We start from the raw sequence: 17657 nt of genomic DNA, 5'->3' as shown, positions 1-17657 counted from the left end.
TCCTTTGGCACTCCAGCGCTTGTCGATTGAAAGGGATAAACGTAGCCATGGCCGGCGCGAGGCCGGCCATGGCCATATTGGGCGATGTCAGGCGCCAGCTTCGCCGATAGCCACCTCGGCTGCCCTGATCGCGGCCTGGCGTTTGGCGATCTGGTCACCGATCGGCGGACCCTGGAAGCGGCGGTTCTCGAAACCGAACCAAAGCACGGCGGTCAGCAAGATGAAGCCTATGGTGATGTAAAGCACCTTGTCGTTCGGCGGCTGGATGGCGATGTAGAAGATGATCACCATGCCGACAATCGACAGCGCACAGAAGAGCTTGAACAGTCCGGCGCCCAGGTTCCACGGGCCAGGATTAGGCCATTTGGCCGTGCCGAATGCGACCATGCCGAGTGCGATCGGGATTGTGAACGACAGGAACAGGAACACCAGCGTCGAATTGACGACGATGGTGTAGATGTTGGTGCCGCCGATCGAAATAAACTGGGCAAGGAACACATACAGGATTTCGAGGATCGCGGCCGTCCAGATCGCATTGACCGGCGTGCGCCAGGTCGGGTTGACCTTGGCGAGAGCCGCGGAGCCAACAGGCATGCCGCCGTCGCGAGAGAAGGCGAACAGCATGCGCGAAGCCGAGGTCACGGTGGCGAGGCCACAGAGGAATTGCGAGATCAGGATTGCAAAATAAAGCAGTTCCTTCAGCCACACCGGCAGGATTGCATCCATTGTCGAGAAGAATACGCTCCATCCCTGCTTGGCGCCGGCAGCCAGGTCCGGGATCGCGAGAACGATTGCGCACAGCATCACCCAGCCGATCAGAGACGACCACAGCACCGACGAAACGATCGCCCGCGGAACGGAGTGTGCTGCCTTGACGGTCTCCTCGGAGGTGTGGGCCGAGGCGTCATAGCCGGTGATGGTATAGACGGGCAGAAGCAGGCAGAGCAGGAACAGGTAGCTCATGGAGTCGGTTTGCGGAAAAACACCGCCGCCCGCATCGCCTGAATAGTTTGTGAACGTCCACAGCCGGCTGATGTCGATTGCCGGTGCGAACACCAGGCAGGCCACGATCAGCACTGCTGTTGCGCCCAGGATAAGAAAGCCCGAAGCATCGGTGAGCATTGCCGTCAGTTTGATGCCGAAATGGTTGAACAGCGCCTGCAGCACGGTGATGAAGGCGACAAACCCGACGATTTCGCCCGGCGTGCCGGTGATGCCGAACCAGCTTCCGAATGTTCCAACGAAGAAGAAAGCGGTGCCGATGTTGATGGCGCCGAGCACAGTGATCAGACCGAACAGGTTTAGCCAGGCCGTCAGCCAGCCGGTGAAGCGGTTGCCGAGGATCGACGACCAGTGATAGAGGCCGCCGGCGGTCGGAAATGCCGAGGCGATCTGCGCCATGGCAAGGGCGAAGAAGCCCGACACGCAGCAACCGACGATCCAGCCGATGCCCGCACCTGCGCCGCCGATCGACGATGTGGCTTGCGCGAAGGAGTTGATGCCGCCCGAAAGGATGCAGATGATCGAGAACGATATCGCGAAATTCGAGAAGCGGCTCATGCTTCGCGACAATTCCTGGGCATAGCCCATGCCGTGGAGAACCTTCAGGTCCTCCTTCTTGTCAACGTCCGTATAATCCGGTCCTGCCATTTTCATTCCCCTGTGGTTCTAATTGGCCGATTGAACTGACTTTCCGACTGAAGGCGATCTGGAATATCCGGCCTCCTCTGGCTCCAGATCCGAAAAAATGCCCGTGAGCAGATCCGCCCATTTCCGCTGCCCGGTCTCGCCGGCGATTTCGTCGTTGCGGATTTCGATCATCGCGCAAGGCAGGCCGCGTGATCGCGCATGCCGTTCCAGCGTGAAATAGACGCGGTCGGCAGGCGAATACGGCTCGTTGACGCCGACGGTGACGCCGGCAAGCCGCTTCAGCGCCGATATCAGCGGCGCCGCCAGCCGGCGATCCTCGTCGTGGATGATGCCGATATGCCAGGGCCGGTTTTTGGATTTGTAGACCGGCGTGAAGGAGTGGACCGAAACCAGCCGCGTTTCCTGACCATGTGACAGCCTGTTGTCGATGATACCGGCAACCGTGTCGTGGAAAGGCTGCCATGACAGGGCAACACGTACCGCCCGCTCGTTTTCCGACAGGCCGGCATTGCCCGGTATGACCGTTGTCTCACTGACCGGCGGCACCAGGTCGGGCGCGTCGAGCGGCCGGTTGCAGTCGATGACAAGGCGCGAAATGCGGGTCTCGACCAGAGTCGCGTCAAGCGCCTGCGCCATGCGGCGGGCAACAGGCAGCGCGCCGGGATCCCAGGCGATGTGGCGCGACAGGTCCTCGGCGGCAAGGCCGAGCGTGCCGAATTCGGCCGGCAGGTAGTTCGAGGCGTGATCGCAGGTCAGCACGAATGGGCTCGATCCGGCGGGGTTCGTCACCCTCACGGTATCAGACGATGCAAGGCTGGCGGGCCGTGCTTTCTCCATACTCTGCCGTCCCCGGGGAGCGCTGTATCGTATGTTACGTATTTTGCCTCATTGCGTCCCTGTGGATGATTTCATACAGTTTGTCCGGCTTTGTCAAATGCGATCTCGGAAAAGGCCTTCGGCCGAGCCAGAGGTGGGGAAAACATGATTTCCAGCATTGCCGAACTGATCGCCGATCGTCTCGGCACGATGCCGGCCGGCGAACGGCGCGCGGCCCAGACACTGATCGCCAACTATCCGATGATCGGCCTGAAAACGGTCGCTGAATTCTCGGCCGCGGCGGGCGTCTCCTCGCCGACGATCCTGCGTTTCGTCGCCCGGCTGGGTTTTCAGAACTATCCGGAATTCCAGTCGAGCCTGCAGGACGAACTGGCGGCGCAACTGCAATCGCCGGCAACAAGGACGCTCAACCCGCCCTCGCCCGGCGGCGGCACGGCGTCGCCGATGCTGGAAGCGACGCTCGACAATATGCGCGAGACGTTCAGGCACCTCTCCGACAGGCAGCTTGCCGACATCGCCGCCCGGCTCGCCGACCGGCGCGGCAAGACATTCCTGATCGGCGGTCGCTTCACCGATCCGCTGGCGCGCTACATGGCCGCCCACCTCGCCGTCATCCAGCCGGATGTCTTTCACCTCGCCGGGCAGGAGAGCATGTGGCGCGACCGGCTGATCGACATGGGCAAGCGCGACGTGCTGGTGATCTTCGACATCAGGCGCTACCAGGACAGCCTCGTCCGCTTCGCCGAGAAGGCGCATCAGCGTGGCGTCCAGATCGTGCTGTTCACCGACCAGTGGCTGTCGCCGATCGCCCGCTTTGCTCGTCATGTTATCGCCGGACGAACCGCGGTGCCGTCGGCATGGGACTCTTCGGCTGCCCTTTTCGTTGTCGCCGAAACGCTGATCGGCGCCGTCACCAGGCAACTGGAAGCAGAAGGCGCCAAACGCATTCGCGAGATGGAAAGTCTGCGTTAGTGCCTGTGCGACGATCCAAAGCGTTACGCATATTTTCTCAAAGGTTACATATATTTAATGTGCGCAGCCCCCGGAGAATTGTCATAAAGACGCGATATCGAGGCGGCTTCTTTGCCTTACAATAGCCTCGCTGCGTCTGCTTCATTTCGGGAAACCGGTAGACGGAAGGATTGTTTTACCAACCGGAGTGCCGATGGCCGCCTGGAAACAGATACTTTTTGGACTTGTGGTGCTGGGGGTGGCGGCAGCCGCCTGGCTGCGCTTTTATCCCGGCGCGCCGGACGTGCTGGCACGCTGGGGCATCGACTGGGCCTACGCGGCAACGCCCCCGGCCGCAAGCGGCGCCGCGAACGCGAGGCAGGCCGACGGCCGCAACGGCAACCAGCGGGTGAACGTGGTCGCCCTGGCGGCCACTTCAGCTGTTATCAACGACCGCCTGCAGGCAATCGGCACCGGCCGTGCCAACGCCTCGGTGACCGTCAATCCCTACAGCTCCGGCCGCCTCGCCGAACTGCTGGTCGAATCCGGCAGCCACGTCGATAAGGGACAGATCCTCGCCACCCTCGATTCCGAGACCGAAGTGATCTCTCAGGACCGTGCCAAGCTCGCCTTGCAGGACGCGCAATCCAAGCTCGACCGCGTCAAGTCGCTTCGTGCCTCCAATGCCGCGACCCCGGTGGCCGTGGCTGACGCCGAGGTGGTGCTGGCCGGCGCCAAGCTGGCGCTTCAGGATGCGGAACTTGCACTGCAGCGCCGGTCGATCTTGGCGCCGATCGCCGGCACCGTCGGCATCCTGCCGATCTCGGCCGGCAATTATGTCACCAACCAGTCGGCCATCGCCACGCTCGACGACCGGTCCTCTATCCTGGTCGACTTCCTGGTGCCCGAGCGCTTCGCCGCCGCCGTCAAGGTCGGTGCGCAATTGACGGCGACGCCGATCGCCAATCCCAGCAACGCTTATAGCGGCACCGTTTCGGCCATCGACAACCACATCGATGAAAAGAGCCGCACCCTGCTGGTCAAGGCCAAGATCGCCAACCCTGCCGATTCGCTGCGCGCCGGCATGTCATTCGGCATCACCATGAAATTTCCGGGGCAAATCTATCCGGCCGTCAGCCCGCTGGCGATCCTGTGGGGGTCGGACGGCGCCTATGTCTGGCAGATCGAGGATGGCAAAGCCAGGCGGGTCCCGGTGCGCATCATACAGCGCAACACCGAGACCGTGCTGATCGACGCCGAGATCGACAATGGCGACATGGTGGTCACAGAGGGCACCCAGAGCGTCAGCGAGGGCGGCGCGGTCCGCCTTGCAGGTGAAGAGCAGCGCGCCGCGGACGCCGCCGCAGGCACATGACCAGCCCCGCCAACACTGCCAGCGAGACCGGCTTCACCGCCCTGTTCATCCGCAGGCCGGTGATGGCCTTCGTGCTGAACACACTGATTGCGGTCGCCGGCCTGGCCGCCTTCTACGGCGTCGAGATCCGCGAACTGCCTGATGTCGATCGCGCGGTCGTCACCGTTTCCACCACCTTCGAGGGCGCGGCGGCCGAGACCGTCGATCGCGAGCTGACCGACACCATCGAGGGCGCCGTCGCCCGCGTCTCCGGCGTCAAGTCGATCTCGTCGTCTTCCTCATTCGGCTCAAGCCGCGTCACCATCGAGTTCAACGATGGCGTCGATCTGAATGTCGCCGCCTCGGACGTGCGTGATGCCGTCGGCCGCGTCGCCAACCAGATGCCGGACACCGCCGATCCGCCGCGCATCGTCAAGGCCGACGCCAATTCCGACCCGGTGATGCGGCTGGCGGTGACCTCGGACAACATGTCGATCCAGGACATGACCGTGGTGGTCCAGGACCAGATCGAGGACGAGTTGGCCGCCGTGCCCGGCGTTGCCGACGTCCAGGTCTATGGCGACCGCGACAAGATCTTCCGCATCGATGTCGATCAGAACAAGCTGGCCAGCCTCGGCTTCACGGTTGCCGATCTCAGGGCCGCCCTTGCCTCGGTCGCCTTCGATTCCCCCGCCGGTTCGATCACCACGACCAACCAGGACCTGATCGTCCGCACGACTGCCGACGTCACCACGCCGGGAGAGTTCGAGAACATCATCATCGGCGGCACGACGCGCATCCGCGATGTCGCCACCGTCACACTCGGCCCCGATGTCGGCCAGACCACATTGCGTTCGGATGGCAAGACCGGCATCGGCATCGGCGTCATCCGCCAGGCGGAATCGAACACGTTGGACATCTCGACCGGCGTCCAGTCCGCCGTCGCCAAGTTGCAGGAAAACCTGCCCAAGGGCATGTCGATCAAGATCACCAGCGACGACGCGGTCTTCGTCAAGGGCGCGGTGCACGAGGTCGAGATCGCGCTCGGCCTGTCCGTCACCATGGTGCTGATCGTCATCTATGTGTTTCTCCTCGACTGGCGCGCGACGCTTATCCCCGGCCTGGCGATGCCGGTCGCCATGATCGGCACCATCGCCGCCATCTATCTGGCCGGCTTCTCGGTCAACATCCTGACCCTGCTCGCGCTGGTGCTGGCGACCGGCCTGGTCGTCGACGACGCCATCGTCGTGCTCGAAAACATCGTGCGACGACGCAACGAAGGCATGGGACCGCGTGCGGCCGCTGTGCTTGGCGCGCAGGAAGTGTTCTTTGCCGTTATTGCCACCACCTTGACGCTGGTCGCCGTCTTCGTGCCGATTTCGTTCCTGCCCGGCCAGACCGGCGGCTTGTTCCGCGAATTCGGCTTCGTGCTTGCCATGTCGGTGCTCTTGTCCTGCGTGGTGGCGTTGACGCTGTGCCCGATGCTCGCCTCGCGCATGCTGACCGGCGCATCGCTCCACCACGAAGGTGACCATGGCATCGGCGCCCGCATCGGCGGCGCGCTCAATACGGCCTACAAGCGCAGCCTGCACGCCTGCCTCGACGCGCCATGGATCGTACTCCTGGTCGCGGTGCTGTTCGCCGGCACCGCCTTCACGCTGTTCGGCACCATCCGCCAGGAGCTGACGCCGACCGAGGACCGCGCCGCCGTACTTCTGCGCATCAGCGCCCCGCAAGGCGTCAGCCTCGACTACACCACGCAGCAGATGCAGAAGATCGAGAGACTGATCCAGCCGATGCGCGATTCCGGCGAGATCCGCAGCACTTTCGAAAATGCCGGCCAGAACGGCTCCTACAACTCCGGCTTCATGGTGATGACGCTGGCGCCGTGGAACGAGCGCAGCCGCAGCCAGCAGGAGATCATGGCCGAGATCAGCCAGCTGACCAGGCAGGTGCCGAGCGTGCGCATCTTCCCGGTCCAGCCCAACAGCCTCGGTATCCGCGGCGCCGGCAACGGCCTGCAGTTCGCGCTGGTCGGCAACGACCGCAAGGCGCTCGGCGATGCCGCCGTGAAGATCATCGCCGAGATGCAGAAGGACCCGCGCTTCCAGACACCGCGCCTGTCCATCGACCCGACGCAGCCGCAGCTCGCCGTCGCCATCGATCGCGAGCGCGCCTCCGACCTCGGCATCGATATATCAGGACTGGCCAACACCTTGCAGGCCATGCTCGACGGCAACGATGTCGTCGACGTCTACATCGCCGACCGCAGCTACGGCGTGAAGCTGGTCTCGACCACCAATCCGATCAACGATCCGACGGATCTGGAGAACATCTTCCTGAAAACAGCCGACGGACGTTTCGTGCCGATGTCGACCATCGCCACGCTGACCGAACGCGCCGTGCCGCCGTCGCTGTCGCGCGAACAGCAGCAGCCCTCTGTGGCGATCACGTCCAACCTCAGCGGCGACTTCGCGCTTGGCGATGCGCTCACCCGCGCCGAGCAAATCGCCACGCCGCTGCTGCCGCCAGGCAGCCGCATCCTGCCGCTGGCCGAGGCGGCGACGCTGGGCGAGACCAACAGCGCCATGGTCACCATTTTCGGCTTCGCGCTGGTCATCATCCTTTTGGTGCTGGCCGCCCAGTTCGAAAGTTTTGTCAGCGCCGTCATCATCATGGCGACGGTGCCGCTAGGGCTGGCCTGTGCGATTTTCGCGCTTCTCCTCTCGGGCACCAGTCTCAACGCCTACAGCCAGATCGGCCTGGTGCTTTTGGTCGGCGTCATGGCCAAGAACGGCATCCTGATCGTCGAATTCGCCAACCAGTTGCGCGACCGCGGGCTTGGCGTGCGCGAGGCGATCGAACAGGCCTCGATCATCCGCGTGCGGCCGGTGATGATGACGATGATCTGCACCGTGCTCGGCGGCCTGCCGCTGGTGCTGGCGAGCGGCGCCGGTGCCGAGGCGCGCGTCGCGCTCGGCTGGGTCATCGTCGGCGGCCTGGGGCTGGCCACCGTCTCGACGCTGTTCCTGACGCCGGTCGCCTATCTCCTGCTTGGCCGCTTCGTCACGCCGAAGACCCACGAGGAAGCCCGACTGAAGCGCGAGTTGGAGGAAGCCGCCTACACCAATGTGGAGCCGGCTGAATAGAAATCCCAGGAAAAGTGTGTAGCGGTTTTTCGTCCGGAATTTCGTAAGAAAAATAGTTCCGCCTATCTCAAGAACCGACCTTCGATCGACCAGCGCGCGGCAAGGAAATTCAGCACCGCCGCCACCATGACGCCGCCGATTTTCGCCGGCCACACCCCGATGACGCCGGCGAACAGCGCGATCGAGAGGCTGGAGGCACCGAGCGAAATCAGCGCTCCAAGCGTGGCGAAACGAAGGAACGCGTCATGCAGCCGGATGGCTCGATTGCGCTCGAACGACCACAAGCCGTTCGCCGCGAAGGAAAAGGTGACGGCGACGAACCAGGCAGCGATGTTGGCCGGCACCGGCGGAACCCCGAGCTTGAGCAGCAGGAAAAAGCTGGCAAGGTCGATGGCCGTGTTCGCCAGTCCGACAATGGCGAAGCGGACGATCTTGCTGCCGGCCGAACGCTGGGGCCGATCGGCGTCGCTCATCTCTTGCCGTCCAAGATCTCGACGCCGGCGCGGGCCAGGCTGGCTCCGAACGCGTCCGATGCGAGGGCCGCAAATTCCACCTCGCGCACACCTTGCATCATGTCGCGCGCGCGCAGCGTCTCGTCGACATGGCCGGGATGACACATGAACAGCCCTCGCTCCGGCAACCCTTCGACGGCGGCCTGCAGAACCGCAGCGAACTTTTCGGGTTGCCGCCAGTCATAGATGCCGGCGAGCGGCTGGAAAACGGTGAAGCCCGCGCGGCGCATCGAGCGATTGAACCCGGCGGCGAGCGCGGCAATCGCAGCGACTTTCGCTCCCGCGGCCATAGCCGGGGCGCCGCGCAGGACCGGCCTGTCGGCGCCTTCTGGAAAACGCGTGCGCAGCCATGTGCGCACGACGGGAAGGAAATGCACATGCTGATGCCCGTCGACGAAATCGGGGCGGCGGCCAAGCGCCTCGACGAAGCGGCTGTACTGGGCGTCAAGCTCGGCATGGACATGGCGGTCGTCGATGCGGCCGCGCAGAACAGGCAAGGCCAGTGCGCGGAGCGGTGGCAGCCGGCCTTCCGGCGCCAGGGCCGACCGGCCGGTGACGGCCAACTGGTCGGTCAAGGTGAGGTGCAGCCCAACCGCAGCCCGGCCGCACAGCGGTTTTATGCGCTCTGCCTCCTTTGCCCACTCGGGAAAGCCGGTCATGCAGCTGGTGCCGGTCAGGCGCCCCCGATCGAGAAGATCGAGAATCCCGGCGGAAACGCCAGGCGCCAGGCCGTAATCGTCGGCGATCAGGCGAATGCGCCGCGTCATCTGTTCGAAGAGCCCGGCTCCGGCCGGTCGGCGGGGGCATCGCTGCGCACGACATCGCGCACGAGATAGACCGGCCGATCCTTGCTCTCGCTGAGCGTCACCCAGACATATTCGCCGATCAGGCCAAGCAGGGTCAGGTTGAGGCCGCCGAGCAGAACGACGGCAACCAGCAGGCTGGGGTAGCCCGGAACGGCAATGCCGTAGAAGATCACCTCGAAGAACACCTTTGCACCATAGAGCGCGCCGGCCAACGCCGCGAGCAGCCCGCTAAGACTGATCAGGCGCAGCGGAATGACGGAGAACGAGGTGAACCCTTCGAGCGAGAAGGCGATCAGGTTGAGCCGGCTCCATTTCGATGTGCCGCTGGCGCGGCCTTCCGGCGAATAGGGCAATGCTTTCTGGCGAAAGCCCGCCCAGGCAAACAGGCCCTTGTTGAAGCGACGCTTGTCACGCAGGCTGGTCAGTGCGCGCGCCACGGCGCCGCGCATGACGCGAAAGTCGCCGGCATTTTCGGGAATGTCGAAACGTTGGCTGCTGTTGATCAGGCTGTAGAAAAGCCGTGCAAGCTGGCTGCGCCGCCAACTCGCCTCGCGGCGGTCGTTCTGGGCATAGACGACGTCGATGTCGGGATGGTTCACCAGCTCGGCGATCAGCTTCAGGCTGATGTCCAGGGAATGCTGGAGGTCGGCGTCCATGATCAGCACCATGTCGCCGCGCGACTGGTCGAGGCCGGCGAGCACAGCGACTTCCTTGCCGAAATTGCGGCTGAGGCGGACGATCTCCCACGATCCCGTCAGCGCTTGCGAAAATCGTCCGGCGCCATCGTCACGGCTGCCGTCATCGACCAGGATCTTGTGCACGGTCATGCCGAAGCGCTGTGCCACGGCCGCTTCGAGCTCGCCGAGCAGGCGCGCGAAGGCCGATGCCGAAGCCGCCTCGTTGAAGAATGGCGCAACGATATCGAGGCTCTGTCGCAACTCAGCCATTCGCGACTCCCGCATTCACCACCTTTTCCCGTGCCTTGGCCCAGAACCACCAGATCAGCGAACCGGCGATGAAAGTGACGGCCACCGGCCGGAACCAGGGGAAGAGGAAATCGTGCACATGGCGCTCGACGCCGCTCAGCCCGGTCACGAACAGCGTCATCGACAGCACCGAGGCGAGGACGCCGCCTCGTTCTTCGCGCCACAACAGGGCGATGGCAAGACCGGCTGGTACCGCGATCATGGCAAAGGTGTTGGGCTCGACGCGCGGGTTGAAGACGCACATGTAGAAAGTGGCCGTCAGGAAGATCGCCAGCGCTGCCTTTCCCCCTTCGAGCCTGCGGTCGAACCAGATGACGGCTGAAAGCGTAAGGAGGGCCATGACCATGCGCACGATCGTTGCGCCGAATTCCGGTATCGGCAGCCCTATCGTGGTGAACGGTGCCGTGAAATCGGTGGACACGAAATGGCTGGTATTGTCGACGGCCATGGAGGTCAACATCTGGGCGAAGACACGATACTGATCGTTGAGATAGCCGGCGGGAGCAAAAGCGTAAGGCAGTGCGAGCACGAACAGCACCGCCAGCACCAGCACCGGTATCAACCGAAGCCGAAGGGCTCCTACCAACAACAGCATTATGATCGCGGTCGGCTTGGCGATGATGGCAAGCGAAGCCCAGAAGAACGTCTCCGCCCGTCGCCCTTCCAGCGCCGACAATGTGAGAAGCCAGCAAGCGGCGGTCAAAAGGATCGTCGCCTGGCCGTTGCGGATCGCGCCGAGCGCCATCGGCAAAGCGAGGAAGAGGCCGAAAGAAAGCAGCCACATCAACTCGCCACCACCGAGCTTGCGCACCTGCCGCATCGCGGCAAAGGTCAGCACCGCAAACCCGAGGGAGTGCCACACCACGCCGCCCAGATGCGGACCGAGCTTGACTATCGGAGTGTAGAGCGCGGCGAAGGCCGGCGCGTAGAGATACCCCATCTCGGATTGGGTGTCGTAGAGCGGCAGACCGGCCAGAAGCGCCTCGCTGCCATCTATATAGGCCTTCCACACCGTCCGCGTGTACGGCGACCTCAGGACCATGGCAAGAACGACCAGGAACGCTCCGATCCACAGGCCAAACCCCAAACGGTCGAAAACCGGCTTGGAAATCGTCATCAAGGCACCCCACACAATCCCGGAACAAGCTCAGTCCAGCCTGTCCCGGCATTCGATGGCGGCGGCATATCACGGACGCAGCGGCATGGCATAGGGGGCTTGATGGACGCGGATATCGGCCTGACGGTTCCGAGGCGGCGGATAACCGGCAATCTCTGACGCAAAGCACTCCGAGGCCCCCTCGCGTCCAAGCTTCTCGAACCTTTCGAATTGGCCTAAGGCCGGATGAACACCTTGCCGTTCGGCTTGGCCAGTTCCGCCGGCACCCGCGTCATGGCCTCGGCAAGCGGCACCACCGCTGTCACGTCGGTCGACCAGCGCCCGTCGGAAAAACGCTTCTGCGCTTCTAGGATCGCCGGGCCGCGGCGATCGCGGAATTGGCGCATCCACTCGCTCAGCCAAAAACCTTCGATACGCTTGTGCTGGAAGATCAGTTGGCCGGGCTCGCGGATAACAGTGGCTTCGGGATCGAGCTTCCCGTAGATGATCCAGCGCGACCGCTTCGGCATAATGTCGAAGATGGCGGAAGCCAGCGGCCCGGTCACCGCGTCGAGAAAGATGCGCGGCTGCTCGGCCTTCACCACCTCGCGTAGCGCCGCCTTGAAATCCGGCGCCTTTTCGTTGAGGACGTGCGCCGCGCCGAGCGCTTTCAGCGCCGCGATCTGGTCGTCGCGGCGCACGGTGACGATCGGCCGGAAGCCCTCTCCGTTGGCCAGGCCAATGATCAGCTTGCAGAGCTGGCTGGCGCCGGCGGTCATCATAAAGGCCTTTCCGCCTTCCTCCTTGACGACGTCGAACATGGCGAGCGCGGTGAGCGGGTTGACGATCATCGCCGCGCCATCCTCGTCGCTAACGGTGTCGAGCAGCGGGATGCAAACATCGGCCTCGGCTACGGCATAGTCGGCCCAAGAGCCCCAATTGGTGACGCCCGTGGCAAAAGCGACACGCTTGCCGATCAGGCCTTTGGGATAGGGTTCGTCCCCGCTGGCGACGACAATGCCGACGCCCTCGAAGCCCGCCGGCTGTCCCTTGGCGCGCGGCTGGCCGTACTGGCCCTTGACGAAGGCGATGTCGGAGGGGTTGATCGAGGCGAGGTTGACCTTGATCAACACCTGCGTCGGTCCGGGTGTCGGCACCGCGATGTTGCCCGGCTCGAGATACGGCTCCATCGCCTCCAGCACACTGCCGCTCGGCGTCCTGGTGTAGCCGTCGCCGACCAGCAGCAGCGCCTTCATTTCGGAGGGGACGGCCATTGGAACACTCCGTGCTTGGGCTGTCGGCATCGCCGGATGACGATGCCGGCGCTCAGACCTTTTCTTGCGTGTATTTCTTCAGCTCGGTGCGCGCCACCTGGCGGCGATGCACGGCATCCGGTCCGTCGGCGAGGCGCAATGTCCGCAGATGCGTCCATGACCGCGCCAATGGCGTATCCTGGCTGATGCCTTGCGCGCCGAACATCTGCACCGCCTCGTCGGTGACCTTGAGCGCAACGCGGGGTGCCACCACCTTGATCTGGCTGATCCAGGGGGCCGCGGCGCGGGCGTCGCCCTGGTCGATCATCCACGCCGCCTTGAGGCAGAGCAGCCGGGCCATTTCGATCTCCATGCGGCATTCGGCGATGATGTCGAAATTGGCGCCGAGCTTTGCCAGCTTCTGGCCGAAGGCCTCGCGGCGCAAGGAACGCTGGCACAGCATCTCGAGCGCCATCTCGGCCTGTCCGATGGCGCGCATGCAGTGATGGATGCGGCCGGGGCCGAGCCGCCCTTGCGCGATCTCGAACCCCCTGCCTTCGCCGAGGATCAGGTTCGATGCCGGTACCCGCACATTGTCGAAGCGAAGATGCATGTGGCCGTGCGGCGCGTCGTCATCGCCATAAACCTGCATGGCCCGCACCTTGGTCACGCCTTTTGTGTCCGATGGCACCAGGATCATCGAATGACGGCGGTGCTGCGGCTCGTCATCGCCGCCGGTCCTGACCATGACGATGTAGATGGCGCAGCGCGGATCGCCTGCGCCCGAAGCCCACCATTTCTCGCCGTTGAGCACATAGTCGTCGCCCTGACGTTCGCAGCGCATGGCAATGTTGGTGGCATCGGACGAAGCGACATCCGGCTCGGTCATCAGATAGGCCGAGCGGATCTTGCCGTCGAGCAGTGGCTCGAGCCATGCTTTCTTGAGGTCGGCCGAGCCGTACCGCTCCAGCACCTCCATGTTGCCGGTGTCGGGCGCCGAGCAGTTGAAGGTCTCCGCACCAAGATGCGCCTTTCCCATTTCCTCGGCCAGATAGGCGTATTCGACGGTGGAAAGGCCGTAACCGCGTTCCGAGCCGGTCAGCCAGAAGTTCCACAGGCCGCGCTCCCTTGCGGTTTTCTTCAGCCCTTCGAGGATCTCGCTCTGGCGCGCACTGTAGACCCAGCGGTTGCCTGCCTTGCCCACTTCGCTGAGGAATTCATGGTCGAGCGGCATGATCTCGTCGCGCACCATGGCCGCGACGCGCGCGTGGATCGGCTTCAGCCGCTCGGTCATGCCGAGATTCATCTCCGTCATCGGTCGCTAACCCTTCATGCATGCCAGGCATTTTGTCAGTGGCAAGGATGACCGTACTTCGGATAGCCTTGTCAACGCGAACTGTTTGCCCGCATGCCGAGCGCGGAGGATTGTGATGAGCTATCTGGACGAGCTGTTTTCGGTGGCCGGCAAGACTGCGCTGGTGACGGGTGCCGCGACCGGCATCGGGCGCATGGCGGCGACCGCGCTGGTGCAGGCCGGCGCCAACGTGATGATCGCGTCGCGCAAGGGCGATGACTGCATCAAAGTCGCCGAAGAACTGAACGAGCTTGGCGCATCCGGCCGGGCCGAAGGCTTCGCCGGCGATGTCTCCAGCGAAACCGGCATTGCCGCACTCGTCGCCGACGTCAAAGCGCGGACCGGGAAACTGCATATTCTGGTCAACAACGCCGGCGTCTCCTGGGGCGCGCCGCTGGAAAGCTTCCCCTATTCGGCATGGGCCAAGGTGTTTGGCGTCAACGTCACCGCGGTCTTCCATCTGACCCGCGAATTGCTGCCGCTGCTTGATGCCGCCGCCAGCGACGCCGATCCGGCCAGGGTGATCAATCTCGGTTCGGTGATGGGCACGCAGCCGCTGGCCGACGACGCCTATTCCTACACGGCGTCCAAGGCAGCCGTGCATCATCTGACCCGCACCCTTGCGCTCGAGTTCGCCGGCCGCCGCATCACCGTCAATGCCTTCGCTCCCGGCCCCTTCCAGAGCCGGATGACGGCATTCGCCACCAGTACGGATGAGCAGGCCAGGCACGTCGGCAGCCATGTTCCGATCGGCCGTATCGGCGCACCGGATGACATTGCCGGCGCAACGCTCTATTTGTGCAGCCGTGCAGGCAGCTATGTCACCGGCGCCATCCTGCCGATCGACGGCGGACAGTCGGTGCAGCATGGGCTGACCCTGTTCAAGGAATGACATTTTCCGGCCACAGAAGCCGGGGGTGAACTGGAGGACATGAGCGTGGAACCGATCAGTCTCGATGTGCTTCTGGCCAGTGTCGGCAAGGAGGTTGGCGTGTCGCCATGGCGGGCGGTCACGCAACGCATGATCGACCAGTTCGCCGACGCCACCGACGACCACCAGTTCATCCACTGCGATCCGGAGCGGGCCATGCGCGAAACGCCGTTCGGCGGCACCATCGCGCACGGCTTCCTATCGCTGTCGCTGTTGTCGGCGATGACCTTCGAGACCATGCCGCCGCTGGAAAACGGCAAGATGGGCGTCAACCACGGCTTCGATTCGCTGCGCTTCCTGGCGCCGGTGAAAACGGGCGCGCGCATCCGCACGCGTTTCGTGCTGGCCGACGTCAAGGTCAGGCCGTCGGGCTGGGTGCAGACCGCGCATGACGTGACGATCGAAATCGAAGGTTCGAAGAAGCCGGCACTGACCGCGCGCTGGTTGACGCTAACCTTGATCGAACGCCAGCCCGAGACGGCATGAGTGATCCCGTACTCGACCAGGCAGCGCTTGCGCCTTACCTCGAGGCGAACATACCGGGCTTTTCCGAGCTTGCAGCAGTCGAGAAGTTCAAATCCGGCCAATCGAACCCGACTTACCTTTTGACGGCGGCAAGCGGCCGTTACGTGCTGCGCGCCAAGCCGCCGGGGCAATTGCTGAAATCGGCGCATCAGGTCGACCGCGAATTCAGGGTGATGAGCGCGCTTGCCGGCACCGCCGTGCCCGTGCCTGCCATGCTGCACCTGTCGGCGGAAGACTCGCCCATCGGCCGCATGTTTTACGTGATGGATTTCCTGGACGGCCGCATTTTCTGGGATCCGGCGCTGCCGGAGGCTCGCGACAACGAAGAACGCGCCGGTATATACGATGCCATGAACGAAACCCTCGCGGCGCTGCACGAGATCGATGTCGGGACAGTGGGGCTCGGCGATTTCGGGCGGCCGGGAAATTATTTCGAGCGCCAGCTGGCGCGCTGGACCAGCCAGTACCGCGCCTCGGAGACTGACGCAGTCGCCGACATGGACGGGCTGATTGCCTGGTTGGAAACGCATATGCCCGCCGATGATGGCCGGATCTCGTTGGTGCATGGCGACTACCGGCTGGACAATCTGATCTTCGCGCCCGACCGGCCGAAGGTGCTGGCGGTGCTCGACTGGGAATTGTCGACATCAGGCCACCCCTTCGCCGATATCGCCTATCAATGCATGCAATGGCGGCTGCCGCACGCTTCCGGCTTTCGCGGCCTGGGCGGTGTCGACCGTTCCGCACTCGGCCTGCCCTCCGAGGAGGACTACGTCGCCGCCTACTGCCGGCGGCGCGGGCTCACCGGTATCGGCAACTGGACGTTCTATCTCGCCTTTTCCTTCTTCCGGCTGGCCGCGATTTGCCAGGGCGTCTACAAGCGGGCGCTGGACGGCAACGCCTCCAATCCGGAAAAGGCCCGGACCTATGGCGAGGCGGTAAAGCTGCTTTCGCGCCTTGCCGCGAAGCTGATCGACAAGGAGGCGTGATGGGCCGCTTTGACGGAGCAAAGGTGCTGATCACGGGTGCCGCCAACCTCGACAAGCGTCGGCACGATCCGAAGCATACCGCTTGGGAACTTCCCTTGTCCGTTTCCGTACAGCGTATATAATTTAGCCAGCCACCAACCAACCAAAGGCACCAGATCTTGCCGCAGAGCGTCCAGACACGCCGCGAGAAGCAAAAGGCAGAACTGCGCTCCGAACTTGTCGAGGCCGCGCACAAGCTCGTCCAGGAAGAAGGCTATGAAGGCCTGACCATCCGCAAATTGGCCAAGCGGGTCGGCTACGCCCCGATGTCTGTCTATTCCTACTTCGCCGACAAGCAGGACATCCTGTTCGCTCTGGCCGAGGATGCGTTCGAGACGCTGGCCCGCCGCATCGAGGAGCATCCATCCGACGATCCGATCGAGGCCTTGCAGGCGGTGATGACCGAATATGCCGCTTTCGGACTCGGCAATCCCAACGAATACCGCACCGTGTTCATGACCGAAAAGACCAAGCTGCCGGAAGGCTACAATGAAATGGAGGAGAGCAACCCTGCTATGAAGGTGCTGATCAGCAGGGTCGAAGCCTGCGTTGCCGCCGGCAAATTGCAGGGCGATCCGCGCGCCATCGCCACCATGCTGTGGGCGGTCGGCCACGGCACGATCTCGCTGCTCATCACCTTTCCGTTTTACCCCTTCGGCGATCCGCAGGCCTTCGTGAAGCGGATGTGCGATTTCACGCTCGCCACGCTCAGCACGCAAAACGTCCCGCCTCTGACCGAGACACCGGTCAACTGCTGAACGTCGTTTCCTTTGGTTTGTGTATTCTCCTCCAGACCTTGGGGGTCTTGGTTAACAAAAAATTTATTGTACGCGTACGGTTTTCCTTGAACTTCGCGATCGACGGGCGTATATGTACAGCGCATCGTACATGTACGAGAGAAATTCACCCGTCGGTACGAATTGAATTCGACCCGGAAACCGGAGACTGACAATGAAAAAGACACTCCTCACCCTCGCCGCCGTGCTGGCGCTTTCGGGCTCGGCCTTCGCCGCCAACACCACCCATCCCGTCAAACATGCGCCGGTGGCGGCCTGCGTTGACACCAGGACCAACGTAAAGCTCGATTGCGCTTCGACCGGTTCGGTCGAGAAGAAGGGTGCCACGCAAAACACCGCTGAAGGCAAGGGCCCGCGGCTCGGCATCAGCATCAATCCGTGGATTGTACCAAGCGCATTTTGACATCAGCAAAGATCGCGTCTGGCCG

16 protein-coding genes are annotated in these 17657 nt (G+C 63.4%); 8 read left to right on the top strand and 8 right to left on the bottom strand.

Going from position 1 to position 17657, the window contains the following annotated elements; all coding sequences use genetic code 11:
- Window positions 1-87 precede the first annotated feature (87 nt).
- Together NP945_RS02300 and NP945_RS02295 are read right to left on the bottom strand one after the other, a co-directional pair.
- Complete coding sequence (locus tag NP945_RS02300) at window positions 88-1650, bottom strand: amino acid permease (protein WP_023810103.1); 1563 nt, start codon at window positions 1648-1650, stop codon at window positions 88-90.
- A gap of 18 nt (window positions 1651-1668) precedes the next feature.
- Complete coding sequence (locus NP945_RS02295; protein ID WP_256745463.1) at window positions 1669-2487, bottom strand: N-formylglutamate amidohydrolase; 819 nt, start codon at window positions 2485-2487, stop codon at window positions 1669-1671.
- A 144-nt stretch (window positions 2488-2631) separates the two neighbouring features.
- On the opposite strand from NP945_RS02295, the gene NP945_RS02290 reads away from it, so the two are divergent.
- From NP945_RS02290 to NP945_RS02280, 3 genes are all read left to right on the top strand, one after another.
- On the top strand, window positions 2632-3459 hold the full coding sequence (locus tag NP945_RS02290) for a MurR/RpiR family transcriptional regulator (protein WP_127318706.1): 828 nt from the start codon (window positions 2632-2634) through the stop codon (window positions 3457-3459).
- A gap of 193 nt (window positions 3460-3652) precedes the next feature.
- The gene (locus NP945_RS02285; RefSeq protein WP_256745462.1) at window positions 3653-4813 is read left to right on the top strand and encodes an efflux RND transporter periplasmic adaptor subunit; all 1161 of its coding nucleotides are present in this window, start codon (window positions 3653-3655) and stop codon (window positions 4811-4813) included.
- Complete coding sequence (locus tag NP945_RS02280; RefSeq protein WP_127329405.1) at window positions 4810-7941, top strand: efflux RND transporter permease subunit; 3132 nt, start codon at window positions 4810-4812, stop codon at window positions 7939-7941. The genes NP945_RS02285 and NP945_RS02280 overlap by 4 nt, the downstream gene beginning before the upstream one ends.
- Before the next feature lie 62 nt (window positions 7942-8003).
- On the opposite strand, the gene NP945_RS02275 is transcribed toward NP945_RS02280, so the two are convergent.
- The 6 genes from NP945_RS02275 to NP945_RS02250 form a co-directional block, all read right to left on the bottom strand.
- Window positions 8004-8414, bottom strand: coding sequence for a GtrA family protein (locus NP945_RS02275; protein WP_256745461.1), 411 nt, complete (start codon window positions 8412-8414; stop codon window positions 8004-8006).
- Window positions 8411-9220 carry a ChbG/HpnK family deacetylase gene (locus NP945_RS02270; protein ID WP_256745460.1) on the bottom strand — a complete coding sequence of 270 codons (810 nt, stop codon included), beginning with the start codon at window positions 9218-9220 and terminating at the stop codon, window positions 8411-8413. The genes NP945_RS02275 and NP945_RS02270 overlap by 4 nt, the downstream gene beginning before the upstream one ends.
- Complete coding sequence (locus NP945_RS02265; RefSeq protein WP_127329411.1) at window positions 9217-10206, bottom strand: glycosyltransferase family 2 protein; 990 nt, start codon at window positions 10204-10206, stop codon at window positions 9217-9219. The genes NP945_RS02270 and NP945_RS02265 overlap by 4 nt, the downstream gene beginning before the upstream one ends.
- Entirely contained in the window at window positions 10199-11362 is a 1164-nt protein-coding gene (locus NP945_RS02260; protein WP_256745459.1) for a glycosyltransferase 87 family protein, read from the bottom strand. Before NP945_RS02260 ends, NP945_RS02265 begins: the two co-directional genes overlap by 8 nt.
- A 215-nt stretch (window positions 11363-11577) precedes the next feature.
- Window positions 11578-12615, bottom strand: coding sequence for a zinc-binding dehydrogenase (locus tag NP945_RS02255; protein ID WP_256745458.1), 1038 nt, complete (start codon window positions 12613-12615; stop codon window positions 11578-11580).
- A gap of 52 nt (window positions 12616-12667) precedes the next feature.
- The gene (locus NP945_RS02250; RefSeq protein ID WP_127809359.1) at window positions 12668-13909 is read right to left on the bottom strand and encodes an acyl-CoA dehydrogenase family protein; all 1242 of its coding nucleotides are present in this window, start codon (window positions 13907-13909) and stop codon (window positions 12668-12670) included.
- A gap of 115 nt (window positions 13910-14024) precedes the next feature.
- Between NP945_RS02250 and NP945_RS02245 the strand changes: the two genes are divergently transcribed.
- The 5 genes from NP945_RS02245 (at window position 14025) to NP945_RS02225 (ending at window position 17632) form a co-directional block, all read left to right on the top strand.
- The gene (locus tag NP945_RS02245) at window positions 14025-14840 is read left to right on the top strand and encodes an SDR family oxidoreductase (protein ID WP_256745457.1); all 816 of its coding nucleotides are present in this window, start codon (window positions 14025-14027) and stop codon (window positions 14838-14840) included.
- A gap of 39 nt (window positions 14841-14879) precedes the next feature.
- Window positions 14880-15365: a MaoC family dehydratase gene (locus NP945_RS02240; RefSeq protein WP_023810115.1), complete on the top strand. Its 486-nt coding sequence runs from the start codon at window positions 14880-14882 to the stop codon at window positions 15363-15365.
- Window positions 15362-16393: a phosphotransferase family protein gene (locus tag NP945_RS02235; protein ID WP_256745456.1), complete on the top strand. Its 1032-nt coding sequence runs from the start codon at window positions 15362-15364 to the stop codon at window positions 16391-16393. Before NP945_RS02240 ends, NP945_RS02235 begins: the two co-directional genes overlap by 4 nt.
- A 158-nt stretch (window positions 16394-16551) precedes the next feature.
- Window positions 16552-17190 carry a TetR/AcrR family transcriptional regulator gene (locus NP945_RS02230; RefSeq protein WP_127268963.1) on the top strand — a complete coding sequence of 213 codons (639 nt, stop codon included), beginning with the start codon at window positions 16552-16554 and terminating at the stop codon, window positions 17188-17190.
- A gap of 193 nt (window positions 17191-17383) precedes the next feature.
- A complete protein-coding gene (locus NP945_RS02225) occupies window positions 17384-17632 on the top strand; it encodes a DUF680 domain-containing protein (RefSeq protein WP_127268964.1) in 249 nt (82 codons plus the stop codon).
- The last annotated feature ends 25 nt before the right edge of the window (window positions 17633-17657 follow it).

The sequence above is a fragment of the Mesorhizobium sp. LMG17149 genome, from assembly GCF_024518695.1.
Classification (GTDB): domain Bacteria; phylum Pseudomonadota; class Alphaproteobacteria; order Rhizobiales; family Rhizobiaceae; genus Mesorhizobium.
Note: the sequence above shows the minus strand (reverse complement) of the source record. Positions and strands in the feature narration are given on the sequence as shown.

Excerpts from the sequence above, each read along its gene's own strand:
- NP945_RS02300 (WP_023810103.1), bottom strand. The coding sequence starts at position 1,650 with ATGGCAGGACCGGATTATACGGACGTTGACAAGAAGGAGGACCTGAAG.
- NP945_RS02295 (WP_256745463.1), bottom strand. The coding sequence starts at position 2,487 with ATGGAGAAAGCACGGCCCGCCAGCCTTGCATCGTCTGATACCGTGAGG.
- NP945_RS02290 (WP_127318706.1), top strand. The coding sequence starts at position 2,632 with ATGATTTCCAGCATTGCCGAACTGATCGCCGATCGTCTCGGCACGATG.
- NP945_RS02285 (WP_256745462.1), top strand. The coding sequence starts at position 3,653 with ATGGCCGCCTGGAAACAGATACTTTTTGGACTTGTGGTGCTGGGGGTG.
- NP945_RS02280 (WP_127329405.1), top strand. The coding sequence starts at position 4,810 with ATGACCAGCCCCGCCAACACTGCCAGCGAGACCGGCTTCACCGCCCTG.
- NP945_RS02275 (WP_256745461.1), bottom strand. The coding sequence starts at position 8,414 with ATGAGCGACGCCGATCGGCCCCAGCGTTCGGCCGGCAGCAAGATCGTC.
- NP945_RS02270 (WP_256745460.1), bottom strand. The coding sequence starts at position 9,220 with ATGACGCGGCGCATTCGCCTGATCGCCGACGATTACGGCCTGGCGCCT.
- NP945_RS02265 (WP_127329411.1), bottom strand. The coding sequence starts at position 10,206 with ATGGCTGAGTTGCGACAGAGCCTCGATATCGTTGCGCCATTCTTCAAC.
- NP945_RS02260 (WP_256745459.1), bottom strand. The coding sequence starts at position 11,362 with ATGACGATTTCCAAGCCGGTTTTCGACCGTTTGGGGTTTGGCCTGTGG.
- NP945_RS02255 (WP_256745458.1), bottom strand. The coding sequence starts at position 12,615 with ATGGCCGTCCCCTCCGAAATGAAGGCGCTGCTGCTGGTCGGCGACGGC.
- NP945_RS02250 (WP_127809359.1), bottom strand. The coding sequence starts at position 13,909 with ATGACGGAGATGAATCTCGGCATGACCGAGCGGCTGAAGCCGATCCAC.
- NP945_RS02245 (WP_256745457.1), top strand. The coding sequence starts at position 14,025 with ATGAGCTATCTGGACGAGCTGTTTTCGGTGGCCGGCAAGACTGCGCTG.
- NP945_RS02240 (WP_023810115.1), top strand. The coding sequence starts at position 14,880 with ATGAGCGTGGAACCGATCAGTCTCGATGTGCTTCTGGCCAGTGTCGGC.
- NP945_RS02235 (WP_256745456.1), top strand. The coding sequence starts at position 15,362 with ATGAGTGATCCCGTACTCGACCAGGCAGCGCTTGCGCCTTACCTCGAG.
- NP945_RS02225 (WP_127268964.1), top strand. The coding sequence starts at position 17,384 with ATGAAAAAGACACTCCTCACCCTCGCCGCCGTGCTGGCGCTTTCGGGC.